This window comes from Cryobacterium sp. TmT2-59 (assembly GCF_004403545.1).
GTDB classification, from domain to species: domain Bacteria; phylum Actinomycetota; class Actinomycetes; order Actinomycetales; family Microbacteriaceae; genus Cryobacterium; species Cryobacterium shii.
Map to the genome: position 1 here is coordinate 1 of NZ_SOGM01000023.1, position 23,644 is coordinate 23,644.

20 protein-coding genes are annotated in these 23,644 nt (G+C 70.8%); 4 read left to right on the plus strand and 16 right to left on the minus strand.

The features are described from left to right. The 5 genes from E3T24_RS04045 to E3T24_RS04065 form a co-directional block, all read right to left on the minus strand. Positions 1-2,199 (minus strand): DUF3488 and transglutaminase-like domain-containing protein (locus E3T24_RS04045; RefSeq protein WP_134434313.1); only part of this gene is annotated, 2,199 nt, incomplete at its 3' end. Beyond that, positions 2,186-3,664, minus strand: a complete 1,479-nt coding sequence (locus tag E3T24_RS04050) for a DUF58 domain-containing protein (RefSeq protein ID WP_134434314.1) — start codon at positions 3,662-3,664, stop codon at positions 2,186-2,188. The genes E3T24_RS04045 and E3T24_RS04050, both read right to left, overlap by 14 nt. Positions 3,665-3,669: 5 nt before the next feature. Then, the gene (locus E3T24_RS04055) at positions 3,670-4,641 is read right to left on the minus strand and encodes a MoxR family ATPase (RefSeq protein WP_134410819.1); all 972 of its coding nucleotides are present in this window, start codon (positions 4,639-4,641) and stop codon (positions 3,670-3,672) included. 86 nt (positions 4,642-4,727) lie between these two features. Beyond that, positions 4,728-5,216, minus strand: a complete 489-nt coding sequence (gene coaD / locus E3T24_RS04060; protein WP_134368228.1) for a pantetheine-phosphate adenylyltransferase — start codon at positions 5,214-5,216, stop codon at positions 4,728-4,730. A 150-nt stretch (positions 5,217-5,366) separates the two neighbouring features. Then, the gene (locus tag E3T24_RS04065) at positions 5,367-7,589 is read right to left on the minus strand and encodes an ATP-dependent DNA helicase RecG (protein WP_134368227.1); all 2,223 of its coding nucleotides are present in this window, start codon (positions 7,587-7,589) and stop codon (positions 5,367-5,369) included. Between the two features lie 84 nt (positions 7,590-7,673). On the opposite strand from E3T24_RS04065, the gene rsmD reads away from it, so the two are divergent. After that, positions 7,674-8,255 (plus strand): 16S rRNA (guanine(966)-N(2))-methyltransferase RsmD, encoded by a 582-nt coding sequence (gene rsmD / locus E3T24_RS04070; protein ID WP_134368226.1) that lies wholly within the window; start codon positions 7,674-7,676, stop codon positions 8,253-8,255. A 129-nt stretch (positions 8,256-8,384) separates the two neighbouring features. On the opposite strand, the gene thiL is transcribed toward rsmD, so the two are convergent. Further along, the gene (thiL, locus tag E3T24_RS04075; protein WP_241978614.1) at positions 8,385-9,407 is read right to left on the minus strand and encodes a thiamine-phosphate kinase; all 1,023 of its coding nucleotides are present in this window, start codon (positions 9,405-9,407) and stop codon (positions 8,385-8,387) included. Between the two features lie 24 nt (positions 9,408-9,431). Between thiL and E3T24_RS04080 the strand changes: the two genes are divergently transcribed. From E3T24_RS04080 to E3T24_RS04090, 3 genes are all read left to right on the plus strand, one after another. Next, positions 9,432-9,947: a DUF3515 domain-containing protein gene (locus E3T24_RS04080; RefSeq protein WP_134402447.1), complete on the plus strand. Its 516-nt coding sequence runs from the start codon at positions 9,432-9,434 to the stop codon at positions 9,945-9,947. A gap of 325 nt (positions 9,948-10,272) precedes the next feature. Beyond that, positions 10,273-11,331, plus strand: coding sequence for a YeeE/YedE family protein (locus tag E3T24_RS04085; protein ID WP_134368224.1), 1,059 nt, complete (start codon positions 10,273-10,275; stop codon positions 11,329-11,331). A gap of 53 nt (positions 11,332-11,384) precedes the next feature. Continuing rightward, the gene (locus tag E3T24_RS04090; protein ID WP_134368223.1) at positions 11,385-11,612 is read left to right on the plus strand and encodes a sulfurtransferase TusA family protein; all 228 of its coding nucleotides are present in this window, start codon (positions 11,385-11,387) and stop codon (positions 11,610-11,612) included. A 197-nt stretch (positions 11,613-11,809) separates the two neighbouring features. On the opposite strand, the gene E3T24_RS04100 is transcribed toward E3T24_RS04090, so the two are convergent. The 10 genes from E3T24_RS04100 to E3T24_RS04145 all read right to left on the minus strand — a co-directional run bounded on the left by E3T24_RS04100 (position 11,810) and on the right by E3T24_RS04145 (position 23,605). Continuing rightward, positions 11,810-12,928 carry a D-alanine--D-alanine ligase family protein gene (locus E3T24_RS04100; protein ID WP_134368222.1) on the minus strand — a complete coding sequence of 373 codons (1,119 nt, stop codon included), beginning with the start codon at positions 12,926-12,928 and terminating at the stop codon, positions 11,810-11,812. Then, the gene (locus E3T24_RS04105) at positions 12,831-13,955 is read right to left on the minus strand and encodes an NAD(P)H-dependent glycerol-3-phosphate dehydrogenase (RefSeq protein ID WP_241975801.1); all 1,125 of its coding nucleotides are present in this window, start codon (positions 13,953-13,955) and stop codon (positions 12,831-12,833) included. The genes E3T24_RS04100 and E3T24_RS04105 overlap by 98 nt, the downstream gene beginning before the upstream one ends. Then, on the minus strand, positions 13,945-14,700 hold the full coding sequence (locus tag E3T24_RS04110; RefSeq protein ID WP_134368233.1) for a lysophospholipid acyltransferase family protein: 756 nt from the start codon (positions 14,698-14,700) through the stop codon (positions 13,945-13,947). Before E3T24_RS04110 ends, E3T24_RS04105 begins: the two co-directional genes overlap by 11 nt. Positions 14,701-14,791: 91 nt before the next feature. After that, positions 14,792-16,114 (minus strand): UDP-N-acetylglucosamine 1-carboxyvinyltransferase, encoded by a 1,323-nt coding sequence (gene murA, locus E3T24_RS04115; RefSeq protein WP_241975804.1) that lies wholly within the window; start codon positions 16,112-16,114, stop codon positions 14,792-14,794. A 98-nt stretch (positions 16,115-16,212) separates the two neighbouring features. Then, positions 16,213-16,821, minus strand: coding sequence for a 3-isopropylmalate dehydratase small subunit (leuD, locus tag E3T24_RS04120; protein WP_134368221.1), 609 nt, complete (start codon positions 16,819-16,821; stop codon positions 16,213-16,215). Continuing rightward, complete coding sequence (gene leuC, locus E3T24_RS04125; protein WP_134434315.1) at positions 16,821-18,314, minus strand: 3-isopropylmalate dehydratase large subunit; 1,494 nt, start codon at positions 18,312-18,314, stop codon at positions 16,821-16,823. Before leuC ends, leuD begins: the two co-directional genes overlap by 1 nt. Positions 18,315-18,473: 159 nt before the next feature. Further along, a complete protein-coding gene (locus E3T24_RS04130; protein ID WP_134434316.1) occupies positions 18,474-18,959 on the minus strand; it encodes an FHA domain-containing protein in 486 nt (161 codons plus the stop codon). Positions 18,960-18,999: 40 nt separating this feature from the next. Further along, positions 19,000-21,342: a transglutaminase domain-containing protein gene (locus E3T24_RS04135; protein WP_134434317.1), complete on the minus strand. Its 2,343-nt coding sequence runs from the start codon at positions 21,340-21,342 to the stop codon at positions 19,000-19,002. Continuing rightward, positions 21,339-22,640, minus strand: a complete 1,302-nt coding sequence (locus tag E3T24_RS04140) for a DUF58 domain-containing protein (RefSeq protein ID WP_134410815.1) — start codon at positions 22,638-22,640, stop codon at positions 21,339-21,341. Before E3T24_RS04140 ends, E3T24_RS04135 begins: the two co-directional genes overlap by 4 nt. Further along, positions 22,637-23,605 carry a MoxR family ATPase gene (locus tag E3T24_RS04145; protein ID WP_134410813.1) on the minus strand — a complete coding sequence of 323 codons (969 nt, stop codon included), beginning with the start codon at positions 23,603-23,605 and terminating at the stop codon, positions 22,637-22,639. The genes E3T24_RS04140 and E3T24_RS04145 overlap by 4 nt, the downstream gene beginning before the upstream one ends. Positions 23,606-23,644: the final 39 nt, after the last annotated feature.

Genomic DNA, 23,644 nt, shown 5'->3' on the forward strand with positions numbered 1-23,644 from the left:
CGGCGCGCGCTGCGGCTCCCCCGACGGCTCCCCCGGTCGCTCCCCCGGCGGCGCGAGCCCCGGCAGCGACCGCAGGCGCGCCGCGAACTCCCGCGGCGTCTCGGTCGCGCGCACGGGGATGCCGTGGTCGACGGCGAGGTCGGTGAGCTCCTGCCAGGCCTCCGCGGCCCCCGCGCGGCCGGCCAGGATCCGACGCCGTCGCTGTCGCCGCCGCTCGACCCGGCCGATCGCCGGCAGCAGCAGCAACGCGATCACCCCGACGAGGACCAGGATGAGGCGCAGCACGGTGACGGGTTCCTGGCGGGTGTCCGCGGAGCCGCCGCGGGCGCCGGGATCGGTCGCCGCGGGATCGTCGGTGATGCCAGGCCGTGCGGACCCGGCGGTCCCGCCCTGGCCGCCCGGAGTCTGGGCGGCATCCATTGTGCGGGTGTATTCGGGCAGCGCCCCGCGCCCCGGCGTCGGTTCGAACGGCACCCAGCCGACCCCGGCGAAGTACAGTTCCGGCCAGGCGTGCAGGTCATGGGAGTCCACGCTGTACCGTCCCGTCCCGGCGATCGAGCTGGAGGCGGAGAGCGTGCCGGGCTGGTAGCCGACCGCGATCCGGGCGGGAATGCCGATGGAGCGGGCCATCACGGCCATGGCCGAGGAGAAGTGCACGCAGTACCCGGTCTTCACCTCGAGGAAGGTGCTGACGACATCCACGCCGCCGCCGTCGAAGCCGGCCTTGGCCGGAGCCTCGGTGTCGTAGCTGAATTCCTCGCCGCGGAGGTACGTCTGCAGCGCCAGGGCCGCGTCATAGGCCGTGTCGGTGCCGGCCGTGACCTGCCGCGCGGTCTCCGCGATCCGGGGCGGGCTGTCCGCGGGCAGCCGGAGACTCCGCTGTACGCTTGACGGGTAGTCGCTGCCCGAGCCCCTCAGCTGGTCCCTGGTCGGCGCCAGGTTCAGCGCGATGACGGTGTACTCCTGGCCGCGGGTCGTGTCGTTCGGGCTGGTGATCGACCCGTTCGACCCGTTCCAGTACCAGGCCCCGGCCAGCCCCGTGATCGAGCGGGCCGGCGCCGGGATCGGCAGCCAGCGCGCCGACAGGCCGTCCACGACGATGTTCGTGCGGGTCTCGGTGACGGCCACTGAGTTCAACAGGCCCGGCGGCAGGGCGATCTTGTCCACGGTGTTCGCGGAATTGGACGGAAAGAGGCGGGAACTCCAGTCGCGGCCGGAGAACTCGTCCAGGGTGAGCAGCCGGAGGTAGGGCGCCCTCGTCGCCGTCGTGCGATAGTGCAGGACCGGCCGCGCCGTCGGGCGGCGCAGGTCCTCGCCCAGGTTGATCATCGGGCTGACGCCGTTGCCGAACAGCAGGGCACTGCTCGGGCGCCCGGCGACGCCACTGCCCGGGAACGCCGGGATGGCCACGCTCAGCACCATCGCGGCGGCGAGGGCCACACCGCCCACACCCAGCGCACCCCAGAGCGGGCCGGGGCCGCGGCGCCGCACGGGCGCGAAAACCCGGGGCGCGCCCGGCCCGGCCGACGGCCGGGCCGCATGCCGGGTGCCGCTCATCCGCACGTCGACCCGGAGCAGCACCAGGTAGGCGGCGCCCGCGAGCGCCAGGGCGGCCGGCTCGGCTCCGCCCGAACGGATGAGACCGGGAACGAGGAGGGGAACAAGCGCCGGCAGCCCGGCGAGCGCCGGCACCCGCGCGATGACGGCCAGCGCGTATGCCAGGATCGCGAGCGCTCCCGCCCCCACGCAGAGCAGGAACAGGATGCCCGGCACCGCGTCAGCCGGCGTGCCCTGCCGCTCGACGGAGATCGCCCCATCGACCGTCAGCTCCCGGAACCGGTCCAGCGTGTCCAGGCTGGGGATCAGCCAGAGCAGCCCCGTTCCGGCCCCGAACACCAGGGTCAGGGCGGCCAGCAGCATCCCGAAGCCGGCGAGGGGCATCAGCGCGGCGCTCAGCCCGAGGCGGCGCAGCCCGGCCGACCCCAAGAGCACGACGCTCGACACGATCGCCATCAGCCACCACCAGCCGGTGCCGAGCAGCAGGGGGCCGAGAGCCCCCTGGGCGATCAACAGCAGCACCAGCACCGCGATCACGAGCGGCCAGTCGGCGGAGGCGCGGCGCCGGGACGGGCGCGCCGGCAGGGGGGCAGGAGCGGGGCCAGGCGCGCGGGCCGGCAGCCGGGCCTCAGGCGCCGTCATCAGCGGCCTGCCTTTCCCCGACGGCGGCCACCCAGGCGCCCGGGATGTCCCGCGCCGTTTGCAGGCGCACGCAGCGCCAGCCGGCGTCCCGCAGCCGCGCCACGGACTCCGGGTTCATGGGGTCCAGCACGAAGGCGACGGAGGACCGGCTCCGGGAGGCCAGGTGAGCGAGTTCGTCCGTGTCCTGCGCGTCGATGTCGACCAGCACCGCGAAGGTCGGCAGCATACGGCCGAGCGGGGACAGGGGCATCCGTGGCCTCCCCGTCGCCCCGGCCGCATCCGCCGGGCGCGTCGCCCCGGCCGCACTCGCCGGTCCGGGGGTGGCCGCCGGCTCGTGGGTGTCCGCCGGCTCATCCGGGTCCGGCGGCTCATCCGGGTCCGCCGGCTCATCCGGGTCCGGCGGTTCGATGCCGGCCAGCAGGACGAGCAGGGACCGAACCTCCCCCGGTTCGCGGAACACCAGTTCCCGCACGTCGCCGGGGTCGCCGCGCAGGCCGCCACCCGCGCGGGCGCTGGCCGGGGCAAGCCGGCCGGGGCCCAGCTCGATCAGGTCCAGCTGGTAGCCGGCCTCGAGCAGGTGGGCGCCGACGGATGCGACGAGCTCGACGGCCACATCGAAGGCCGGGTCGTGGCGGAGGCCCTGGTGCCCGCCCGGGCCGGGCATCCGTTTCCGTCGTCCGTGCAGGGCCGTATCGAACACGAGACGGGCCCGCGGCTTGCTCTGTTCCTCCTCCTGCCGCACCATGATCTCGCCGTGGCGCGCGGTGGCCGGCCAGTTCACCCGGCGCAGCTGGTCGCCCGGCCGGTACTCGCGGGCGATCAGCTGATCCGAGTTGTGGTGCACGTGGCGCAGCCGCTCCGGCACCTCGCCGTCGCCACGGACGCTCTCCAGGCCCCGACCGGCCAGGTCGGTGACGCGGGGCGTGACGACCAGGTCCTGCGGCTCCCCCACCGTCCACTCGCCGACGGTCAGGCCGAAGGGATCGGGCTGCCCGATCAGGGCCGGCCCACAGGGGTAGACGCCCCGGCGCCGGGGCGTCACGCGGTAATCGAGGTGCACTGTGTCGGCCCCGTCGGCCGCGCCGCCCTCGAATCGGTCGAGCCCCGGCAGCGTCGCTCCGGGCGGCACGGCCAGGGCTTCCGGGGCAGCATCCCGCCACCGCAGGCCGGTCACGGCCCGGGACGAGAGATTGCGGAGGGTGAGCGTCACGGTGGTTTCCCCCCCGGCGGCCACGACGGGCGGGTGGAACGTGCGGGTGACCTGGAGCCGCACGGGTCGCACGGAAACGTAAGCGACGGCGACGACCGGGACCACCAGAAGCAGACAGGCGACGAACAGGAGATCGCGTTGATTGCTGACCAGCGAGTAGAGGAGCAGCGGGGCCCCGGTGACGAGGAACATCCCCCCGCGGACGGTGAGCCGGGGGAACCAGACCGGTCGGCCGCGCCGCTGCTGGGCTGGCATCGGAATCAGTGGAGTCCGGCGGGACCGAGCGGCACGGGGGTCTCGGCGATGATCCGCCGCACGATCTCCTCGATCAGAGGCCCACTGTCCTGGTGGTGACCGAGCACGCGACCGCTGGCCATCAGCCGGTGGCTGAGCACGGCCAGAGCCAGCGAGTCGATGTCGTCCGGAAGCACGTACTCACGTCCCTGCAGGGCCGCCTGGGCCTTGGCCACGCGAATGAGTTGCAGGGTGGCCCGGGGGCTCGCCCCCAGACGCAGGTCGCGGTCGTCGCGGGTGGCCCGAACCAGGCTGACCGCGTATTCCTTGACCGCGGCGGACGCGAACACGGCGCGGGCCGCCGTCATCATGCCCCGCAGCTGCGCGCCGGACACGACGGCCTCGATGCCGTCCAGCGGGCTCGTGGCGTCCCGGGAATCGAGCATCATCAGCTCCGACTCCGTGTCGGGATACCCCATCGAGATGCGGGCCATGAACCGGTCCCGCTGGGCCTCCGGCAGGGCGTAGGTGCCTTCCATCTCGATCGGGTTCTGCGTCGCGACGACCGTGAACGGCACCGGCAGCAGATAGGTGAAGCCGTCCACGGTGACCTGGCGTTCCTCCATGCACTCCAGCAGCGCCGACTGGGTCTTCGGACTCGCCCGGTTGATCTCGTCACCGATCACGATGTTCGCGAAGATGGCGCCGGGCTTGAACTCGAACCGGCGGTCCACCTGGTTGAACACCGACACGCCGGTCACGTCGGACGGCAGCAGGTCGGGGGTGAACTGGATCCGGCTCACGGTGCAGTCCAGCGATTTGGCGAGGGCCTTGGCCAGCATGGTCTTCCCCACGCCGGGGACATCCTCGATCAGGAGATGGCCCTGGGCCAGGAGAACCGTCAGCGCCGTGGTCACGGCCTCGTGCTTGCCGTCGATGACCGTCTCGACATTACGGATGATGGCGCGAGCCGCGACCTCGACCATCGGAAGGTCCATCGGGGTCTCCTCGTCCGGAACGGCGGCGGCGCCGACCGCGATCCCCGCGACCGCCGGGACCGTCCCTATCCGAACGGGATGTAAGTTCACACGGGTGCCTTTTGCAGGAACTCCGCAACCGCTTCGGGGACGTACGGGGCGATGTCGCCACCGAGGGCGGCGACCTGGCGCACCAGTGAACTGGACACGTGGGCGTGGGCCGGGTCCGGCAGCAGGAAAACGGTTTCGACAGCGGCCAGGTTGCGGTTGACGATCGCCATCGGGGTCTCGTACGCCACGTCCACCTGGGAACGGATGCCCTTGATCAGCACGCTCGCTCCCACCTCGAGGCAGTAGTCGACCAGGAGTCCCATGCTCCAGGAGGCGACCACGATGTTGCCGGCGATCCCGGCGTCGCGGATCGACTTCTGCAGGAGCTCGACCCGGCGGCTGATCGGCAATAACGCCGTCTTGCCCGGGTTGTGCACGACGAGGACATGCAACTCGTCGAAGAGACCGGCCGCCCGCTCGATCACGTCGAGGTGACCCAGTGTGACGGGGTCGAATGATCCGGGGACGACGGCGATCCTGCGCATGGATTCACCCTAGCCCGAGACCGGGAACCTCGCCCCGCCACGCACCAAGTCGGCGGCAGGCCCCCGCAGATACTCAGCCCGTGCACAGGGAGCGCCGGCCGACACGGCTCGTCAGGCACGGCTCGGTGCACACGGCTCGGTGCACACAGGTCAGCTCTTGGTGAGTGATGCCCGTTCGGAATCGTCGAGGCGCCGACGCACCGCCTCCCGCAGCGCCGGGACGCTCTCAAGGAGCGGGTCCTGGTCGCTCAGTCGCTGGGCGTAGCCGCGGGCCTCGCCGATCAGGACCCCGTCGGTGGCCACCCGGAGCAGGCGCAGTGAGGAGCGGCCGCCGGACTGGTTCAGGCCGAGCACGTCGCCTTCCCGGCGCAGCTCGAGGTCGACCTGCGCCAGTTCGAAGCCGTCCAGGGTGGCCGCGACCGCCTCGACCCGCTCCCGGGCCAGCGACTCGGCCTCCGCGGACGTGACGAGCAGGCAGAGCCCGGGCACGCCCCCGCGGCCCACCCGGCCGCGCAACTGGTGCAGCTGGGACACGCCGAACCGGTCGGCATCCATCACCACCATCGCGGAGGCGTTGGGCACGTCGACGCCGACCTCGATCACCGTCGTGGCGACGAGCACGTCGATCTCCCCGGCGGCGAAGGACCGCATGGTCTGGTCTTTCTGTTCGCTGGTCATGCGGCCATGCAGGGGCTCGATGCGGGCGGACGCGAGCACCGGGTTGCGGCGGAGTTCGGCGAGCACGGTCTCGACGTCGGCCGGTGCCGACACTGACGCCGATGCCGATGCCGACGCCTCGGGGTCGGCGATCTCGCCCTCCTCGAGCTGCTTCGGGGAGATCGCCGCGCAGACCACGAACGCCTGGCGTTTCTGGGCGAGCTCTTCCGCCAGCCGGCTCCACACCCGGGTGACCCAGGCGGGTTTCTCGAAGAGCGGCACCACGAACGTCTCGATGCCCTGCCGGCCCTCGGGCAGCTCCGCGATCGTGCTCACGTCGAGGTCGCCGAACACGGTCATGGCCACGGTGCGCGGAATGGGCGTGGCCGTGAGCACCAGCACATGGGGCGGGAGGGCGCCCTTCTGCCGAAGCGCCTCACGCTGATCGACGCCGAATCGGTGTTGCTCATCGACGACGACCAGGCCGAGGTCGAAGAAGGTGACCTTCTCGCCCAGTAGCGCGTGAGTGCCGATCACGATCTGAGCTTGCCCGGACACCGTGCGCAGCAACGCCTTGCGGCGCTCCGCGACGGGCAGCTGCCCCGTGATCAGGGTGGGCATCAGCTCGACCGACAGTTCGGGGCCGAGCGCGCGCGCGATCGAGCGCAGGTGCTGGGCCGCCAGGACCTCGGTGGGGGCGAGCAACGCGGCCTGACCGCCGGAGTCCGCCACTGCGAGCATGGCCCGCAAGGCCACGACCGTCTTGCCGGAACCGACCTCCCCCTGCACGAGCCGGTTCATCGGGGACGTCTGGGCGATATCGTCGGCGATCTCCGCCGCTACGTTCTGCTGGTCGTCGGTGAGGGTGAACGGCAGCGCGGCGTCGAACCGGTCGAGGAACCCGCCGGGCGCGGGAACGCGCGCGACGGTCTTCTGCGCCCGCGCCTCGTTTCGCTGCTGCACCAGGGCGCTCTGCAGCACGAAGGCCTCCGTGAACCGCAGGGTGTCCCGGGCGCGGCGCCAGTCCGAGTCGGTCTCCGGCTGGTGGATGAGCTCGAGCGCCCGGCCGTGCGGGAGCAGCCCACGCTCGGAGCGCACCTCGGTCGGGATCGGGTCCGGAACGGGGCCGAGGCTGTCGAGCACAAGCTCGATCGTCTGGGCGATCTGCCAGCTGGCCACCGTGTTCGTGGCCGGGTAGATGGCGATGGGCTGCTCGATCCAGAGTTTGGCGGCCGCGGCATCCGTGGGCATCTCGGGCTCGTCTTCGGCACCTGGGCCGAACAGCCGGTAGGTCGGGTGGGTGAGCTGCAGGTGCCCCCGGTAGTCGGTGACCTTGCCGGCGAACATGCCGCGCATGCCGGGCCGGAGCTGTTTAGCCCGCCAGGACTGGTTGAACCAGGTGAGGCTGAGGATTCCGCGACCGTCGGAGATCTTCACCTCGACGATCGACCCCTTGCGGGCCTTCATCGGGCGTTCCTCGACCGTGCGGATCTCGGCGACGATCGTCACGTTCTCATCGAGTGGCAACAGGCTGATCGAGGACAGCTCGCCGCGGCGGGCGTAGCGGCGCGGGTAGTGGCTGAGCAGGTCGCCGACGGTTTCGACGCCGAAGGCCTTGACCAGGGCGACGGCCGTCTTGCCGCCGACCACGTTCTGCAGCTTCGTGTCGAGGGTCACCGGGGGCAGGGCGTTCTCCGCGGCCTCCGAATCGGTCATGCTTCGATCGTAGACAACACTGCCGACACCGGTCACCGGTCACCGGGCCGGCCGGGGGACGGGGACGATAAACTCGATCCCGTTATGACGCGAATCGTTGCCGGTTTTGCCGGTTCCCTGCCCCTGGCGGTCCCCCGGACCGGCACCCGACCCACCAGCGACCGCGTGCGCGAGGCGATCTTCTCCGCGCTCGACGCGCGCGACATCATCCGTGGCACCCGGGTTCTCGACCTCTACGCGGGGTCGGGCGCGCTGGGCCTGGAGGCGGCCAGCCGGGGAGCGCGGATCGTGACGCTGGTCGAGAACGGCTTCGGCGCCGCCGCGCTGTGCCGCAAGAACGCGGAGGCCGTGCTGCGGGCCGCCCCGAAGAAGGACGCCCCGAAGATCAAGGTGACGGCGCAGGCCGTGCAGTCGTTTCTGGCCAGCACCGGCGACGGCTTCGACCTCGTCTTCCTCGACCCGCCGTACGACCTCCCCGAGGCCGAACTCGGCCACAACCTCGCTGCGCTGACGCCCCTGCTGGACCCGGATGCCCTCGTGGTCGTGGAGCGGAGCTCGCGCTCGCCCGAGCCGGAGTGGGGCCCCGGCCTCGAGGCCGACCGGCGCAAGGACTACGGCGACACCACCGTCTGGTACGCGTCACTGGCGCGGCCCGCGACCGACTGAGCGGGTCGCCGGCGTCCGTCACGGGCCTCGCGGCGCAGGTTGTGGCCGGCGGCGCAGGTTCCAGCGTGCGCCCGCGGGCACAGGGTGCGCCGCGACGCGCTCGGGGTCGCGGATGCCCGGGTCGCCGGCTCAGCGGACGGAGCCGTCCCAGCCTCGGTAGGGGTCCCAGCCGCCCTGGCCGTGCGGGCGACCATCGAGCAGGATCGTGCCGGCGGCATCCGTGACCGTGCCCAGCGCCCGGAAACCGTCCGGAAGGTCGGTGCCGGCCGGGAATGTCGCGAGGAGGCCGTGGTCCTCGCCTCCGCCGAGGGCACGCTCGACGTTCTCGCCGAGGGCGGCGCGGTCGAAGTCGATGCCCACGCCGCTGGCCCGGGCAAGGCGGCCGGCGTCGATCGCGAGACCGTCCGACACGTCCAGCATGGCCGTCGCGCCGGCGAGGGCGGCAGCCGGGCCCCGGTCGATGGGCGGCACCGGGGCGAGCTGGGCGGCGACTTCCTCGGGATGCTGCGCCCGCAGCGCCGCCGCGAGCTCGGCATCCGGGACCCCGTCGGCGTTCACGGCGAGCCGGAACAGCAGCTCGAGGCCCTGTGCAGCCTCACCGAGACGCCCCGCCAGCGCAACGACGTCGCCTGGCCGCGCCCCGGAGCGGAGGACGGGCCCGCGCCCCTCCAGGTCGCCGAAGGCCGTCACGGCGAGCGTCAGGGCGTCCGAGGCGGACAGGTCGCCGCCGACGACCCCGCAGCCGGGCGCCAACGCCTCGCAGCAGTCCCGCAGGCCGTCCGCGATGCCCTCGATCACGCCGATCGGCGTCGACGGGGGTGCGGCGATCGCCACCACCAGCGCGGTGGGGCGTGCGCCCATCGCAGCGACATCGGACAGGTTCGTGGCCGCGGCCTTCCAGCCGAGGTCGTGCGGGCTCGACCAGGCGAGACGGAAGTCCGGCCCCTGGATCATCATGTCCGTGGTGACGACGTAGCGGCCGTCCGGGGCCGACAGCACGGCGGCGTCGTCCCCCGGGCCCAGGAGCTGGGCGGCCGCGCCCGGCAGCCGGGGGAAGATGCGGGCGAGCACCTCCCCTTCGCTCAGATCGGCCAGGGTTTCTCTCGCCGGCGTCTCACTCGTGGGGAGCATCGCGCCCGCAGCATTCGTCATGCATCAAACGGTAGCCTGAATGCAATGACCTCCCGCATCCGCCTCCTCCGTGCCGGCCTCACGATCACCCTCGTGACGGGCAGCGTGCTGCTCACCGGCTGCACCGCCATCGTGCCGATGGAACCGGCGACGGATGCCGTCAACCCCACCTGCGCCGACCTGATCGTGCGCCTGCCGACCACGGTCGCATCCCTGCCGGAGCGGGAGACCAACGCCCAGTCAACCGGCGCCTGGGGCACCCCGTCGGCCGTGCTACTGCACTGCGGCGTGGACGTGCCCGCCCCGACCACCCTGCCCTGCCTCACCGTCAACGGCATCGACTGGATCGAAGACGACACCGACGCCCCCCTGTATCGGTACACCACCTACGGCCGCGACCCGGCCACGGAGCTGGTGATCGACTCGGACAAGGTCAGCGGTTCGACGGTGCTGGTGGACCTGGCCAACGCGGTGGAGAACATCCCCGCGACCGGCAAGTGCCTCGGCGCCGAAGACCTGCTGCTGCCGACCGACGGCGAGACCGCGGCCCCGGCCCAGTAACCGCACGCCCGGCCCGCAGAGCCCCGGCAGCCACGCCGGCTCGCCGGCTCGCCAAGCCCGCCGAACCGTGAGTTCGGCCCCACTTTCGTGCCGTCGGAGGGGCGGAACTCACGGCTCGACGAGGTTTCGCGACGAGGTTTCGCGGAGCGGCAACGGCACCTTGGCCGCCGCGCCTGCCTCCTGCCTCGGCAACGGGGGCATTGTCAAGTGTTACGTCTCATGCCGTCACGCCGCGACGTCCGGGAGCGCGGCCACCGGTGGGCACGTAACGTCTCCGGGGAGTCGCCGCCGGTTGGCTGCGGCCACTGATGGACGGGGACACGACATGCTTCTGACCGGACTCGGCCTGGGCGTCGCCCTGGGCTTCACCATGCAGCGGGGCAGGTTCTGCGTGACCGGAGCATTCCGGGACCTCTGGATCACGGGCAGCACCCGCTGGCTGACCGCCTTCCTGATCGTCATCGCCGTGCAGAGTGTGGGCGTATTCGCCCTCGACGCGGCAGGTGTCATCACCCTCGACCCCCAGCCGTTCGCCTGGCTGGCCACGATCCTCGGCGCGTTCATCTTCGGTTTCGCCATCGTGCTGGCCGGCGGATGCGCCACGGGCACCTACTACCGCGCCGGCGAGGGTCTGGTGGGCAGCTGGTTCGCCCTGATCTTCTACGCCCTCTTCGCCGCCATCTCGAAAACCGGCGCGCTGTCCGCCCCGGTCGCGGCGCTCCGCGGCATCACCGTGGAGGGTTCCACCATCCACGGTGTCCTCGGCATCTCACCGTGGGTGCTGGTCGCGCTGCTCGTCACCGGCGTCGGACTGCTGGCCCGGTATCACCTGCGTCGGCGGTCGCCCCTGACGCTCGCGTCCCTCCCGGCCCGCACCAGCGGCATCCGTCACCTCCTTTTCGAGAAGAAGTGGGGCGCGTTCACCACGGCACTGATCATCGCACCGCTCGCCATCCTCGCCTGGCCGCTCAGCTGGGCAACCGGCCGCGAGTCCGGGCTCGGCGTCACCGGGCCGTCCTCGAACATCGTCAACTACCTCGTGCGCGGCGATCCCCAGGCGATCGACTGGGGCGTCTACCTGGTGATCGGCATCCTGCTCGGCTCCTTCATCGCCGCCAGAGGCAGCGGCGAGTTCCGCGTGCGGCTGCCCGATGCCACCACGACCATCCGCAGCATCATCGGCGGGGCGCTGATGGGCGTCGGAGCTAGCCTGGCCGGCGGCTGCACCATCGGCAACGGCATGGTCGACACCGCCACCTTCGGCCTCCAGGGCTGGGTATCGCTGGTCTTCATGATCATCGGCACCGGCGCCGCGACGCGCCTCTTCATCACCGGGTCCGCGCGGGTCGGGGTCTCCCCCGTCCGCATCCCGGTCCCCCGGTAGCTACCCGCATCAACCAGCATCACCCCGCATCACCCAAGAAAAGGAAGCCCGACATGGCACAGTACGTACTCGAAACCGACGGTCAGGTCTGCCCATTCCCGCTCGTGGAGGCCGGTGACGCCATCCTGAAGCTCGACCTCGGCGACGAACTCACCATCAACTTCGACTGCACCCAGGCGACGGATGCCCTACCGCGCTGGGCCGCCGAGAACGGCTACCCGGTCACCCATTTCGATCGCGTCGGGGACGCCCACTGGACCATCACGGTGCAGAAGGCGTAGCCCCGGCAAGAGCCCCAAGACCCCGCCGAGCCGTGAGAAGCGCCCCTGAAAAATCAAAAAACGGGGGCGAAACTCACGGCTCGGCGGGACCGAGCCCGGGCCTTTTGGGGGTGGGGGTGGCGGGACGGGTGGGGACAGCGGGACGGGCGGGGACAGCGGGACGGGCGGGGACAGCGGGACGGGCGGGGTGCGGCTGGTTAGACCGACAGGCGCAGTGCGGCGGGAAGGGCGCGGCGGGCCAGCGCCACCGCGATCAGCTCGTCGATCAGCTGCGGGTAGGTGTACCCGGTGGCGAGCCAGCAGGTCGGGAACATCGAGATCGGGGTGAACCCGGGCATGGTGTTGATCTCGTTGATGACCCAACCGTCCCCGGTCAGGAAGAAGTCCACCCGGGCCAGGCCGGCGCCGTCGATCGCGTCGAACGCGCGGATGGCGAGGTCCTGCATCTCGGCCACTTCCCCGGCGCCGAGAGCCGCGGGGCAGACGAGTTCGATCCCGTCCGCGCCGAGGTACTTGGCGGCGAAGTCGTAGAAGTCACGTCCGGTGACGCGCACCTCTCCCGGCACGGATGCCCGGGTCGGCTCCCCCGGACGGCCCTGCAGCACGCCGATCTCGAGTTCGCGTCCCGACAGGCCGGCCTCGATCAGTACCTTGCTGTCTTCGGCGAGGCCCACCCGCATCGCCTCGGCCAGCTGGTCCAGGTGCGCCACGCGGCTGACGCCGACGCTCGACCCGGCCCGGGCGGGCTTCACGAACACGGGCAGCCCGAGCTGCTCGGCGGCGGCGAACGCCATGCCGGGCGCCTCGGCCCACTCGGCCGCCGTGATGGTGCGCCACGGGGCCACCGGCAGGGCGGCCTGCTGGAAGACGGTTTTGGTGAAGTGCTTGTCCATGCCCAGCGCCGACGCCAGCACGCCCGAGCCGACGTACGGCAGGCCGACCAGTTCGAGCAGCCCCTGCACGGTCCCGTCCTCGCCGAACGGACCGTGCAGGATCGGGAAGACCACGTCCACGTTGCCGAGCGAACGGTACCCGGCGCCGTCGCTGACGGTCAGCTGGCGGCTGAGGCTGCTCTCCGGCCACCGCACCCGGGTGCCGTTGTCGAACACCTCCGGCAGTTCCGCGGCGTCCAGGGCGAACCGGACCGGGTCATCCGCTTCGAGCACGAAGGCTCCGTCGCGGGTGATCCCGATCGGGATGACGTTGTAGCGGTCGCGGTCAATCGCCGCGAGGACGCCCCCCGCTGTGGCGCAGCTGATCGAATGTTCGCTTGAACGACCCCCAAAGAGCAGCGCTACCGTGAGCTTGTCCATCATTCGTCCTTTCGCCCTGCGGCTCAGCCGAGTCCGTGGTGAGGTGCGGGGCGAGGTCCCGCGGTTTTAGAGTACCGGCCAGCACCTGGCGGACCTGCTCGACGATGGGCATGTCCACCCCCTTGGCACGGGCGAGATCGAGAATAGGGCCGACGGATGCGAGGCCTTCGGTGGTCTGCTGCATCTGCTTGACGACGTCGGCGATGCCGTAACCCTGGCCGAGGAGGCGTCCGGCGGTGTTGTTCCGCGAGAGCGGCGACTGGCAGGTGGCGATCAGGTCGCCCAGGCCGGCGAGGCCGGCCAGCGTCTCCGGATGCGCGCCGTACGCCACCGCGAAGTCGGTCATCTCGACCAGGCCCCGGGTGATGATCGACGCCTTGGTGTTCTCGCCGTAGCCGACGCCGTCGACGATGCCGATGGCCACGGCGATGAGGTTCTTGAGCACGCCGCCGAATTCAGTGCCGATGACATCCGTGTTCACATACGACCGGAAGTAGCGGTTGCGGGCCAGCATGGCGACGGCCTGGGCGGTCTCGAGGCTGTTGGAGGAGACGACGGCGGCCGTCGGCTGCTCCTTCGCGATCTCGAGGGCCAGGTTGGGGCCGGAGATGGCCGCGATCAGGTCAGGGTCGATCGGGAGGAGCTCGGCGATGATCTGGCTCATCCGAAGCCCGGAGCCGCGCTCGACGCCCTTCATCAGCGACACCACGATCGCGCCGGGGGCCAGGAACGGTTCGGCCAGGATCAGGTTCTCGCGCAGCGACTGGCTCGGCACGGACACGAACACCTGCTCGGCGCCGGCCAGGGCCAGGTCGAGCCTGGACGTGGCGCGGAGGCCGACCGGCAGGTTGATGCCGGGGAGGTAGTCACTGTTGCGCCGGGCCTCGGTGATCTCCCGGGCGAGTTCGGGGCGCCGGGCCCAGAGCACGACATCCGCCCCGCCGTCGGTGAGGATCTTCGCGAACGTCGTTCCCCAGCTTCCGGCTCCGAGAACGGCGACGCGTTTGCCTGGCAGGATCTTAGGCTTCAAAACGGCCGGTCTCTTTCTGGTCGTGCTCGGCCGGGTTCCAGCGCTTGGTCGGCGCCGTTTCACCCCGAAGGTCTTCGAGCAGCTGGGTGATGGCGTCCATGACGACCTTGGTCGCCTCGTTCAGGGTGGCCGAATCGAGGTTGCGGCCGCGGAACTCGGCGAGGTCGAGCGGATCGCCGATCTTGACGAGCACGGTCCTGCGCGGGAACAGGCTCAGCTTCTTCGAGTAGCGCGGCATGATCTGCTGGGCACCCCAGTGGGCGACGGGGACGACCGGGATGCCCCGTTCCAGGGCTATCCGCACGGCGCCGGACTTGCCGCGCATCGGCCACAGGTCAGGGTCGCGGGTCAGCGACCCCTCCGGGTAGACCACGACCATCTGCCCGCGTTCGACGAGACGCTCGGCGGCCTTGACCGGCTCACTGCCGCGCACGCTGCCGCCGCGCTGCACCGGGATCTGCCCGGATTTGCGCAGCAGCCAGCCGAGCCCCGGGAGCGTGAAGACGGATGCCTTCGCCAGGAACCGCGGCGCCCGCCCCAGCTTCCAGCTGAGCACGCCCATCAGGACCGGGTCGATCTCACTGAAGTGGTTGGGCGCCATCACGAATGCTCCGGTGCGCGGGAACTTGCCGACATCGGTGACCTTGAACCGCACGGCCAGGTTGATCACCGGGAGGATGATCAGCGCCAGCGCCCAGAACACGGATGGGCGCCGGGTCTCCGAACGCTCCCGGCCCGGGTTCACGGCTGGGGTGGAGCTGTTGTTCCGGGGCGCTGGATCTGACACGCGCCCTGGACCTGACACTGGCGCTGGATCTGATGCTGGCACGGCCCCATTATCCTTCGAGATCGAAGTCAGCTCCCAACAGTTGAAGCTTGGTGATGAAGTTCTCGTAGCCGCGGCTGATGATGCCGACGTTGCTCACGGTGGACGTGCCGGACGCGGTGAGGGCCGCGATCAGGTGGCTGAAGCCGCCGCGCAGGTCAGGAACCTCGATGTCGGCGCCGTGCAGCTTCGTCGGCCCGGTGATGACGGCCGAGTGGTTGAAGTTGCGCTGGCCGAAGCGGCAGGGGTGCCCGCCCAGGCATTCGCGGTGGATCTGGATGGTCGCGCCCATCTCGACCAGCGCGTCGACGAAGCCGAACCGCTGCTCGTAGACGGTCTCGTGCACGATCGAAACGCCGTGCGCGTGGGTGAGGGCGATCACGAGCGGCTGCTGCCAGTCCGTCATGAAGCCCGGGTGGACATCCGTCTCGATGATGACGGGCTTGAGGTCGCCGCCCGGGTGGTAGAAACGGATGCCGTCGTCTTCGATGTCGAACGCCCCGCCGACCTTGCGGAACACGTTCAGGAAGGTGAGCATCTCGGGCTGGCGGGCGCCGCCGACGAAGATGTCGCCGTCGGTGGCCAGGGCCGCGGCCGCCCAGCTGGCGGCCTCGTTGCGGTCGAACAGGGCGCGGTGGTTATAGCCTTCGAGCCGTTCGACGCCCTCGATCCGAATCACCCGATCGGTGTCGACCGTGATGACAGCGCCCATCTTCTGCAGGATGTTGATCAGGTCCATGATCTCGGGCTCGATCGCCGCGCCCTTGAGCTCGGTGATGCCCTCCGCGCGCACGGCGGTGAGGAGCACCTGTTCCGTGGCGCCGACGCTCGGGTAGGGCAGGGACACCTTGGTGCCCTTGAGCCCGTTGGGCGCGGACATCCGGATGCCGTTGGGCTGCTTCTCGACGACGGCGCCGAACTTGCGCAGCACGTCCAGGTGGTAGTCGATCGGGCGGTCGCCGATGCGGCAGCCGCCGAGGTCGGGGATGAATGCCTCGCCGAGGCGGTGCAGCAGCGGGCCGCAGAACAGGATCGGGATGCGCGAGGAGCCGGCGTGAGCGTCGATCGCGGCGAAGTGCGCGCTCTCGACGTCCACCGGGTCGAGCTGCAGCTCGCCCGGTTCGGCGCCGTCGGTGACCTTGACGCCGTGCACCTCGAGGAGCTGGCGCACGATGCGCACGTCGCTGATGTTGGGCACGTTCTTGAGCACGCTGGGCGTCTCGCCGAGGAGCGCCGCGACCATGGCCTTGGTGACCAGGTTCTTGGCACCCTTCAGCTCGATCCGGCCGACCAGCGGGATGCCGCCGCGGATGGTGATCCGGTCGCCCTGCAGGCCGACGGCGGCGCCCCAGTTCTGGGCGTTCTCCCGGTTCTGGGCGTCGTCCCTGCTCTGGTCGTCGTCGCGGTTCTTGGCGATTTCGCTGATGGTGTTCACTGTGTTACCTGCTTTGCGGGGAGAGTGCGGGGCCGCCAGGGCTCCCGATAGGATTCGAATTCTTCGATCCGCGCCTCGTCGCGCAGGGTCAGGCCGATGTCGTCGAGGCCTTCGAGCAGGCGCCAACGGGTGTAGTCGTCGATCTCGAACGCAACGCTGAGGTCGCCGACGCGGGCCGTGCGGGAGACCAGGTCGACCGTCAGCTCGATGCCCGGGGCTGCCTCGATGATGTCCCACAGACGCTGCGCGTCGGCCTCGGAGATCTGGCCGGCCAGGAGACCCTGTTTGCCGGCGTTGCCGCGGAAGATGTCACCGAACCGGGGGCTGAGCACCACGTCGAAGCCGTAGTCGCGCAGCGCCCACACGGCGTGCTCGCGCGAGGAACCGGTGCCGAAGTCCGCGCCGGCCACGAGCACGCGGGCGCCCTGGTATTCCGGCCGGTTCAGCACGAAGTCCGGATCGGTGCGCCAGCCGGCGAACAGGGCGTCCTCGAAGCCGGTCCGTGTCACGCGCTTGAGGTACACGGCGGGGATGATCTGGTCGGTGTCGACGTTGGAGCGGCGCAGCGGCAGCGCGATGCCGGTGACTTTGGTGAATTTTTCCATTACTGGTTGTCTCCGTCCTGGACCAGGTCCCACGGGCTGGACAGCGTGCCGCGAATTGCGGTCGCCGCGGCGACGAGCGGCGAAACGAGGTGCGTGCGACCGCCCTTGCCCTGCCTGCCCTCGAAGTTTCGGTTGCTGGTCGAGGCGCACCGCTCGCCCGGGGCCAGCTGGTCGGGGTTCATGCCCAGGCACATCGAGCAGCCCGCGAAGCGCCACTCGGCGCCGAAATCGGTGAAGATCTTGTCGAGGCCCTCGGCCTCGGCCTCGATCCTGACGCGGGCGGAGCCGGGCACGACGAGCATGCGCACCCCGGCGGCCAGGGTGCGGCCCTTGACGATCTCTGCCGCGGCGCGCAGGTCCTCGACCCGGCTGTTGGTGCAGGAGCCGAGGAAGACGGTGTCCACCCGGATCTCCTTCATCGGGGTGCCGGCTGCCAGATCCATGTACTCGAGGGCCCGTTCGGCCGCGGACCGTTCGTTGGCGTCGGGGATGACGGACGGGTCCGGCACGGTCTCGCTCAGCGAGACGCCCTGGCCGGGGTTGGTGCCCCAGGTGACGAAGGGCTCCAGTGCGTAGGCGTCCAGGATCACCTCGGCGTCGAAGGTGGCTCCCTCGTCGGTGGCGAGGGTCTCCCAGTAGGCGACCGCGTCGTCCCAGTCCGCACCGGCCGGCGCGTGGGCGCGGCCGTGCAGGTAGTCGTAGGTGGTCGCATCCGGGGCCACCATGCCGGCGCGGGCACCGGCCTCGATCGACATGTTGCAGATCGTCATGCGCCCCTCCATTGAGAGGGCACGGATGGCGCTGCCGCGGTATTCGAGTACGTAGCCCTGGCCGCCGCCGGTGCCGATCTTCGCGATCACGGCGAGGATGATGTCCTTGGCCGTGACGCCGGGGCGCAGGGTGCCGTCCACGGTGATGGCCATGGTCTTGAACGGCTTCAGCGGCAGGGTCTGGGTGGCCATGACGTGCTCCACCTCGCTGGTGCCGATGCCCAGCGCCATGGCCCCGAAGGCGCCGTGGGTGGAGGTGTGCGAGTCGCCGCAGACGACGGTGATGCCCGGCTGGGTCAGGCCCAGCTGCGGTCCGACGACGTGCACGATGCCCTGTTCGATGTCGCCGAGGGAGTGCAGCCGCACGCCGAATTCCTCGCAGTTGCGGCGGAGGGTCTCGATCTGGGTGCGGCTGGTGAGGTCGGCGATGGGCTTGTCGATCGCGAGCGTCGGAGTGTTGTGGTCTTCCGTGGCGATGGTGAGGTCGGGTCGGCGCAGTCGGCGCCCGGCCAGGCGCAGCCCGTCGAAGGCCTGCGGGCTGGTGACCTCGTGCACGAGGTGCAGGTCGATGTAGATCAGGTCGGGGGTGCCGTCTTCGCCTTTGGCGACGCGGTGCTTGTCCCAGACCTTCTCGGCCAGGGTGCGCGGTCGAACGGCGCCCGGGCCGGCCGTGAATGGTGCGACGGTGTTCGATGCGGCCGCGGGCAGTGTTGCTTCAGTCATGGGTGTGCGTCTTCCTCAACAGTGGGTAATCAGCCGACAACAAACCCCACGACGAGAGAGGCCTCAGAACTGGCACTCGTCGCGGCAGAGAAGGAGGATTCGACCGGGCAGCACCCGAACAGGCTAACACTTCGCGTCTGCACGGTTGCAGTGCGGCGCTCATTTGAGGGCGACCTGGACCGTGAATTGGCCCAGCATCAGCACAGAACCCGGCAGAAGATTCTGCGTCGCCCCCGGCTCGAGATCGGTCCAGGCGCCGTCGGGAACCGTCGCCGACACGCCGTTGGTCGAGTCCAGGTCGGTCACCGAGAGGCCGTGGTCCGCGATGAAGACGACGGCGTGGGTCTTCGACACCGACCGGGCCGGGTCCTGCACGGAGACGAGCCGGGCATCCGGGTGCCCGGGGACCGGGGCCGGGCTGCGCCCCAGCACGACGGCCCCGGCCACGTCGACCGCCTGGCCGTCTTCGAAGGTCAGCAGCCAGCGACGTGGCCGCCTCGGTTCCGCCTGGATCGGCCGGAACGCCGGAAAGGAGGCGCGCATCGTGGTGCTGTCGGTCGCGACCTCGTCGTCCGGGTCCGACTCGTCGGCGGCCGGTGCCGGGCTCAGCCACGGCGGCGGGAGGATGAATCCGGGTTTGTCCACCTCGCCACTCTATCTGCGGTGCGCTGCTTCCTGCGGTGGGCTACTTCGACAGGTCGACCCGGCTCCAGTCCCGTCGGGAGCGGATCCGGAACCGGCTGAACAGGCGGCGCAGCCGGCCGACGGACGTTTCCGCGCGGTGCAGCGAGTCCAGCGCCTCGTTCCAGCTGCGCTCCACCAGCTCGTCGTCGATCTGCTCCCCGTTGAAGACGGCGTGGTCGCAGAGCTCAGCGAGCGGCATCAGACGGATGTCCCCCGTGGCCGGTCCGGCCTGGCCGACCAGCTGGGACTCGACCTCGGTGGCGATCAGCCGCCGGGTGGTGCCCCGCGGCACTTGGAAGCCCAGTTCGGCGTAGCCGTCGGTGACCTCGTCCCAGGCCCCGGCGACCCGGGTGTCCCCGCTGCCGCGGGTGCGGCGCCGGCGACGCCGACGGCCCTTGAGTGCGCCGATGACGAGCACCGGACCCAGGATCAGCAGCATCGGGATCCCGACGATCCCGCCGAGCGCCCAGGCCCAGCCGGGCAGGGTGAAGGCCTTGTCCTTGTCGTCCTTCTTCGTGTCGTCGATCTCGACGGCGGTCAGCAGGTCGTCCGACTGGTTGTCGGACCGCGGGGGCTGGCGCACCTGGGGCTGCGGCACGGACTTCGGTTTCGGAGTCTGGTCCTGCGGCACATCCGTCTGGTCGGGGGTCGGGAAGAACGGGACCCAGCCCACGCCCTCGAACGCGACCTCCACCCAGGCCGTGACGTCGGAACCGGTCACCTCGACGCTCGTGGCCCCGTCGGGCACGGCCGGGGCGAACCCCATCACCACGCGCGCCGGGTAGTTCAGGCTGCGGGCCATCAGCGCCATGGCGGCGGCGTACTGCTCCTGGTCGCCGACCATCTGGCTGCGGGTGAACAGCTCGTCGATGCGGTCCGCGCCGTGCCCGGCCCGGGACGGGATGCCGTCGGAGGCGAGGCCGTGGCTGAGGAATCCCTGCGTTTTCAGGGCCTTCTGGATGGCGCGCAGCTTGTCGATCGGGGTGTCGGCACCGCCGGTGTACTCGGTGGCCTTGGCCACCACGACGTCCGGGATGTTCTCCGCCGCCGGCAGGGACACGGTGGCGACCGGGACCTTCTCCAGGTCTTCGTCCTTGTAGGACTGCTGCACGGCGGCGCGGGTGGTGTACGTGTAGCCGTTCTTCACGCCGCTGGTGAGCACGGAGGTGCCGGTTCCCGCGTTGTAGCGCAGGTTCTCGGCCTCTGCGCTGCTCTTCGAGTCGTCGAAGTCGACCGTGGTGGGATAGCCGACGCCGGGGAGCCAGACATCCGCGTAGCCGGAACCGGTGACGGTGACCGTGCTGAACGCGACGCTGGTGACCAGCGGCGGGTCGGGGATGGTGCGGCCGACCAGGCGGAAGCCGGCCTGCCCGCCCTCGGAGCCGGCGACGCCGGCCACGTTCCACAGTTTGCCGTCGTAGGAGTCCATGCTGGCCAGGCGCAGGAGCTGCCCGGTCTGCAGGCCCTCGACCGTGAACAGCGGGGTGTCGGCGAGGGTCTTCGTGTACTGGCGGAACCCGGCCAGCGGGCTCGGGAACTGCAGCGGGTCGAACGGGGGCTGGATCTCCTCGCGCAGCACGAAGCGCTGCGCCTGCACGGGGGCGAGCGCAGCGCCGGCGAGGGCGCCGATCAGCACGGTGCCGAGGATGAGCGTGCCGGTGCCGACCAGCTTGCGCCGGAGCAGCCGGGAGGAGCCCACCCGGTCGGCGGTCGCCAGCTGCGACCGACGCCAGCCGAGCCAGATCAGGGCGATCACGGCGAAGGCGACCCCCCGGATGCCGGCGTAGTAGGCCTCATCCGTTCCCATCAGGATGCCGGCCAGGTAGAGGAGCACCGGCCCGGCCAGGAGCGCGCTCGAGCGCCAGACCGTGCGGGGGCGCAGCGGCAGCCAGCGGGAGGCGAGCATGGTGCCGACGAGGGCGATCAGCCAGGCCGCGCAATAGGGCAGCACCGGCATGTAGTACGGCGCTTCGACCGGGGTGCCGAGGGTGACGATGTCGGCCCAGCCGAACACCGCGCCGAGGGCGAGGCCGGCCGAGGAGGCCAGGCTCGGGAACAGGAGGAGCAGCCCCTGCTGCGGCATGGTGAAGGGCGTGCCGAGCAGGAAGTAGGCGAGGACCGCGGCGAGGACGCTGACCAGGGTGCCGAGGCGGAGCAGGTAGGCCAGGACGGCGATCCCGGTTCCGACGAGGAGTCCGCCCAGGCCGGCGAGGAGGAAGTTGTAGTCCCCGAACGAGGTTTCGAAGCCGAGCACACCGAGCAGGGACAGGGCGCTGAGCACAGCGATGTCAGACCAGGCGCGGGCGGGCAGTCTCTGGGCGGGCACCGAGCGGAGGCGGCTCATCCGTTCACCCGCCGGAGCAGTGCGGGCAGGTCGGTGAGCTGGCCGAGGGTGATCACGGTGAGCCCGGACACGCTGGTGAGCCGGGGGGTCGAGCCGAGTTCCATCCGGAAGGCGAGCGTCTTGGTTTCGGGCCCGAAGAGCGTCTGCACCGCGCGGAACTCGCGCAGTTCGAGCAGCGACCCGGCCACGATCATCACGACGCTGGGGGCCGGCAGCCGGCGGGTGGCGTCGCGGGCGAAGTCGCGCAGCGTCGGGTACAGGTCCGTCACCGGGGCGATCCGGCAGGAATCGTCGAGGAGGGCCACCGCGGTCTTGGTGGTGAGCAGCCGGTCCTCGGTCACCACGCTGACCCGGGTGCCGTCACGGATCACCTGCAGCGCCAGCGAGGCCGTCGCCGACACACCGAGCTCGAATTCCTCGTCCGAGGCGTAGTGGGCGGTTTCTGAGGTGTGCACGATGGTCAGCTGGGACCGGCGGGTCTCCTCGAACTGCCGCACCATCAGCTGGCCGGTGCGCGCCGAGGTGCGCCAGTGCACGTTCCGGAGCGCGTCGCCGGGCACGTAGGCGCGCAGCGCGTGGAAGGAGATGTCGTTGTTGGTGATCTTGCGGGTGATCTCCCCCTCAAGGTCGCGCACCAGGCCCGCCGCGGAGGACTGCAGCCGGGTGGTGACCGGGTGCACGAACAGTTCCACCGGGTCGGTCCACCGCACCGTGCGGCGCAGCAGCCCCAGCTGGTCGCCGCGTACCGACACGGCGGGGCCGGCCACGATGACGGCGCGATGGTGGGTCGGCACGGCGAACAGTTCCTCGTGCCGGACCGCGGGTGCCAGCCCGGGGATCACGAATTCGGCGACCCCGGTGCCGACCGACAGCTCCATCCGCACCGGGAGCAGACTCTTCTCCCCCGAGTTGGCCACGGTCATCTGGCCGAGGGCACGCTCCCCCGCGACGACCCGGTGCGGGTTCAGCGCCACGTCGACGGCGTAGGTCGCGCGTCCGAAGATGAAGACGACCGCGACCAGGAGGGCCGCCAGCAGGGTGGTGGCGAGGTAGGTGAACTCGGCCCACCCGGACAGGCCGCTGATCAGGAAGGCGGCCACGGATGCGGCGAGCGTCAGCCAGCCGACCGGGCCGACGACATCCGTGACCGGTTTCGCGGCCTGCCAGGCGCGCCGGGCCAGCTGGCCGAGCAGCCGGAAGACCGTGCGCCGGGAGTCGCCGAGGGCTCGCCGGAGCGACACCACGGCGTGTTCCGCCGGGGACACGGGGCGGGGAACCTTCTCGGCGACGCGGGTCATGCGGCGCGGTAGGCGGGTGGTGCGACCTCGACCAGGATCCGGCTGACGATGTCCTCCGCGGTGACGCCGGCGAAGTCGGCCTCCGGGTCGACCATGATGCGGTGCGCGAGCACGGGCACGGCCAGGTCGCGGATGTCGTCGGGGGTGACGTAGGTGCGGGCCTGGGACAGCGCCCACGTCTTCGCGGCGCGGGCCAGCGAGAGCGCGCCGCGCATGCTGACCCCGAGCGTCGAGGACGGATCGGTGCGGGTGGCCGTGACGATCTCGTTCAGGTATCCGAGCACCGATTCGTCGACGAAGACCTCCGAGGCCAGCTGCACCATCGAGTTCACCGAGCTGGAGGCGATGATGGCCGAGATCTTCGAGTCCCTGGCCCGGTTGGACGAGTCGAGGAGCAGGGCGACGGCCGTGTCGTGGTCGGGATAGCCGAGCGAGGTCTTGATCAGGAACCGGTCGAGCTGGGCTTCCGGCAGCGTGTAGGTGCCGGCCTGTTCGACCGGGTTCTGGGTGGCGATGACCATGAAGGGGCTGCCGACCTCGTGGCTCACGCCGTCGACCGTGACTCGTCCCTCCTCCATCACCTCGAGCAGGGCGGACTGGGTCTTCGGGCTGGCCCGGTTGATCTCGTCCGCCAGCACGATCGATGCGAAGATCGGGCCCCTGTGGAACTCGAAGAGTCCCTTGCCCTGGTCGTAGATGGTCACTCCGGTCACGTCGGAGGGCAGCAGGTCCGGCGTGAACTGGATGCGCGAGTTGGTGCCGTCCAGCGTCTTGGCCAGGGCCTTGGCCAGCACGGTCTTGCCGGTTCCGGGGAAGTCCTCCAGCAGCACGTGCCCGCTGGTGAGCATCGCCGCCACGACGAGGCGCACCACCTGGTCCTTGCCGAGGATCGCCTCGTTGACGTTGCCGACGAGGCGTCCGAAGGCCTCGGCGAACCAGTCGGCCTGCTCCTGTGTTACTGCCATTGTGTCTCCTAAGTGCGTACGTGATGAGCTCGTGTCGGC